Here is a 4127-nt window from a genome sequence, read left to right as displayed (position 1 = left end):
GCCCTGATGATGGCGTGCGAAGCACCGCAGGAGCCCAGTTGATCAGCGCTGAAACGCTCGATAAGGCAGTTGCAGCAGGTCTGATCTCGCAAACCACGCGGGATCAGCTGGAGGTCATGGAACGCGCGGTCGCTCTCGCCCCCGAGGCCAGGCGCGCCGATGACGAGGGTGACGAGGAAAACCTGCGGCTGGTCGGCGGCGGCAACGATCTGTTCGTCACTGTGGGAACCGTTCTGCTCAGCGCCGGCTTCTTCTTTGTCCTCACCACCTTGCTTCCAGGCCAGACATTCTGGATCGCCGGCATCCTCGCGGTTTTCACCTGGGGGCTCGCCGAAATTGTCACACGTCAGCACCGGATGAAATTATCGTCGTCCGTGCTTGCCCTGATTTTCATGGCCGCCATTCTGGTCGCTCTGGCGCTACAAGTGGAGGCCAGCTTCGGCATTCGCAAGCCGGAGACTATCTGGCAGCTATTGGCGTTGCGCCAGACGGCATCCCGGGCCGGATATCTGTTCCTGGGCGGAGGAATAATTGCGGCGGCGATCTATTTCTGGCGCTTTCGCGTCCCGATCATTGCCGGGGCTATCGCCATTGCCTTCACACTGCTTGCCTTCCTGCAAACGGCGATAATCCTGTATGACAGTGTGACAACGGGCGCGATTGCGCCGCCGCGCCTTGAGGATGTGCCCGAATTGCTCCGCGCCGCACTCTACATGCCGCTGATCTGCGGCCTGATCGTGTTCGCAACGGGTGTAGCTTTTGACATTTACGATAGGGATCGACGCAAGATCTGGTCCGATTGCGCTTTCTGGCTGCATGTCGTCTCGGCGCCCATGCTGGTGCATCCACTCTTTATCATGGCAACCGGCCAGAACGTCGTATTCGGACATATCGCGCCGGATGCCAATGCAACCATCATGCTGACGATTCTGATCCTTGGCTTCCTCTATGTCGCGCTTGCCATAGACCGCCGTTCGCTTCTGGTTCCTACATTGGCTTACTTCGGCTCGCTGGGCATCTATTATCTGGTGAATTCCGCCTCCGATTCGACGGGTATCCCGCCTTTTGCCTTGATCCTGGTCGTTGTTGGCGCGCTGATTATTCTGTTCGGGGCTGGCTGGCAGCGTATCCGGCGGATTGTCGTCAAACCCACCTTGCCGGCGACCGTGATCCGCCGGCTACCGCCGCTGAAGGCGTGACGGGCTTTGTGATGGTCGAGACGGCGACGCGGAAGAGAGGCAATAGGTATGAACGCATCCGGCGAGGACAAAGACCTCTCGGCCTACGAAAACAGCTGGCGGATGGGGCTGCTGATCGTGCTTGGGCTGATCATTGCCCAGGCCGTCACGCTCTATTTGATGGGCCGGACACCGATCTGCACCTGCGGCTACGTCAAGCTCTGGCATGGCGTCGTGCAGAGTTCGGAGAATTCCCAGCACATTTCGGACTGGTACACGTTCTCGCACATCATCCACGGCTTCCTGTTCTATGCCCTGGCGCGTTTCCTGTTCCCGCGCTCACCGATCGGCTTGAGGCTGGCCTTCGCCGTTCTCATCGAGGGCGGCTGGGAGCTGCTCGAGAACAGCCCGTTCATCATCGACCGCTATCGCGCCGGCACCATCTCGCTCGATTATTACGGCGACAGCATCATCAATTCGGTGTCCGACACACTGGCCATGGTGCTGGGATTTGTGATGGCGCGAAGGCTACCTATATGGGTGATCGTCAGCCTCGCTATCATCTTCGAACTCGGTACCGGCTATCTCATCCGGGACAATCTGACACTCAACGTGATCATGCTGCTGCATCCGTTCGAGGCCATCAAGCAGTGGCAAAGTGGAATTTAGTGATATGAGCACCTTCTCTCCCCGCGAAATCGTTTCGGAACTTGACCGCTTCATCATCGGCCAGAAGGACGCCAAGCGCGCCGTGGCGATCGCCTTGCGCAACCGCTGGCGCCGCCAGCAGTTGGAAGGCCAGATGCGCGAAGAGGTGATGCCGAAGAACATCCTGATGATCGGGCCGACCGGCGTCGGCAAGACCGAGATCTCGCGCCGCCTGGCGCGTCTGGCCGGTGCGCCTTTCGTCAAGGTCGAGGCGACCAAGTTCACCGAAGTCGGCTATGTCGGCCGTGACGTCGAGCAGATCATCCGCGACCTGGTCGAGATCGCCATCGGCCTGGTGCGCGAGAAGATGCGCGAGGACGTCAAGGCACGCGCCCACGTCAACGCCGAGGAACGCGTGCTGGAAGCGCTGGTCGGCAAGACGGCGAGCCCGGCCACCCGCGATAGCTTCCGCAAGAAGCTGCGCGACGGCGAGCTCGACGACAAGGAGATCGAGGTCGAGGTCGCCGATACCGGCAATGGCGGCATGCCCGGCTTCGAAATCCCCGGCATGCCGGGTGCCAATATCGGCGTGCTCAACATCAACGACATGCTGTCGAAGGCGATGGGCGGCAAGAAGACCAAGACGCGCAAGACGACGGTAAAGGAGTCCTACGACCTGCTGGTCAACGACGAATCCGACAAGCTGCTCGACCAGGACGAAGTGGTGCGCCGGGCGCTCGATGCGACGGAAAACGATGGCATCGTCTTCCTCGACGAGATCGACAAGATCGCGTCGCGCGAAGGCGGCATGGGCGCCGGCGTTTCCCGCGAAGGCGTGCAGCGCGACCTGCTGCCGCTGATCGAAGGCACCACGGTGGCGACCAAATACGGGCCGTTGAAGACCGACCACATACTGTTCATCGCCTCGGGTGCGTTCCACGTTTCCAAGCCGTCAGACCTGTTGCCGGAATTGCAGGGCCGCCTGCCGATCCGGGTCGAGCTGCGGGCGCTGGAGAAGGACGATTTCGTCCGCATCCTGACCGAGACCGAGGCCAGCCTGATCAAGCAGTATATCGCTCTGATGAAGACCGAGGGCGTCGACCTGACCTTCACCGACGACGCCATCGATTCGCTGGCCGGCATCGCCGTCGACCTCAACGCAAGCGTCGAGAACATCGGCGCCCGGCGGCTGCAGACGGTGATGGAACGGGTGCTGGACGAAATCTCCTACGACGCGCCCGACCGCAACGGCACCAGCGTCACCATCGACGCCGCCTATGTGGAAAAGCATGTCGGTGATCTGTCGCGAAACACAGATTTGTCGCGATTCATCCTTTAAACGACGGCGCCGGAACGTTCCGGCGCCGGTCGAGGCAACATTTTCCGGCAAGCAAAATCATGTGTGGCCAGATGGTACCATCTGGCCACCTTTCGTAGTGCCGGGTGAAGGGGTGCTCTCGACTCGACCAAGAGCTTTACCTAGTTTGCGCGGCAATTCTCGATCTCTTGGTTGACGCAATTCCGGACGGAAAACCGTTTCACACTTTTCCTGGAATTGCTTGGGCGGCGGCGCATGAAAAAACTGATCCTGATCATTCTCGGCTTGACGCTGGCGGCGACGCTGTTCGCGACCGAGGCGGCGACATTGGTGCCGCCGGGAAACCGCAACACCGAGCAGCCTGACATTCCCGGCGCCTCCAGCCGGCGCACGCAGGCCACCAACACCACCTTCCAGGCGAAATACCGCAAGGTCTACGCCCTGCTGCAGAATGACGCCGAATTGCGCGGCAAGATCAGGAAGGCCGCTTCCGCCTACGGCATCGATTCGATGCATATTGTCGGCGCCATCGTCGGCGAGCATACCTACAATGTCGACGCCTACGACCGGCTGCAGACCTACTATGTCAAGGCGATCTCCTACCTCTCCAGCAAGCTCTCCTTCGCTTATGACGGCGAGGACATCACCGATTTCGTGCAGCGGCCCGAATTCAAGAAATGCGCCGGGATGTCCGACAGCTACGATCTGTGGGAATGCCGTGAGCAGGTGTGGAACCATTCGTTTCGCGGCAAGTCAGTTGGCGGGACCAGCTTTCCCGACGATCGTTTCGGCGCCACCTTCTTCCAGCCCTATTATGCCGGGCAGACCTTCGGCCTCGGCCAGCTCAATCCTTTGACCGCCTTGCAGATGAGCGATCTGGTGCACAAGGTTTCGGGCCTGCCGAAGCTCGACGTCGGCGATCCCAACTCGGTCTACAAGACCATCATGGATCCCGATCTGACGCTGCCTTACGTCGCCGCGAC

General features: G+C 60.4%; 3 protein-coding genes and 1 pseudogene. All 4 read left to right on the top strand.

Annotated features, from left to right (window positions below; all coding sequences use genetic code 11):
* On the top strand, nt 1-1199 hold a 1199-nt coding region (locus EN935_RS25175; RefSeq protein WP_206534562.1), incomplete at its 5' end, for a hypothetical protein.
* A gap of 48 nt (nt 1200-1247) precedes the next feature.
* Complete coding sequence (locus tag EN935_RS25170; protein WP_127263265.1) at nt 1248-1847, top strand: DUF2585 domain-containing protein; 600 nt, start codon at nt 1248-1250, stop codon at nt 1845-1847.
* A gap of 4 nt (nt 1848-1851) precedes the next feature.
* The gene (gene hslU, locus EN935_RS25165; RefSeq protein WP_109667006.1) at nt 1852-3165 is read left to right on the top strand and encodes an ATP-dependent protease ATPase subunit HslU; all 1314 of its coding nucleotides are present in this window, start codon (nt 1852-1854) and stop codon (nt 3163-3165) included.
* Nucleotides 3166-3380: 215 nt separating this feature from the next.
* Nucleotides 3381-4127: pseudogene (locus EN935_RS25160) on the top strand (DUF1402 family protein); the annotation flags it as partial.

Source organism: Mesorhizobium sp. M7D.F.Ca.US.004.03.1.1, from assembly GCF_003998635.1.
Lineage (GTDB): Bacteria > Pseudomonadota > Alphaproteobacteria > Rhizobiales > Rhizobiaceae > Mesorhizobium > Mesorhizobium loti.
The sequence above is the reverse complement of the archived record's forward strand: the minus strand, read 5'-3'. Positions and strand labels throughout refer to the sequence as shown.

Coding starts and splice junctions, on each gene's coding strand:
- hslU (WP_109667006.1), top strand. CDS start 1,852: ATGAGCACCTTCTCTCCCCGCGAAATCGTTTCGGAACTTGACCGCTTC.
- EN935_RS25170 (WP_127263265.1), top strand. CDS start 1,248: ATGAACGCATCCGGCGAGGACAAAGACCTCTCGGCCTACGAAAACAGC.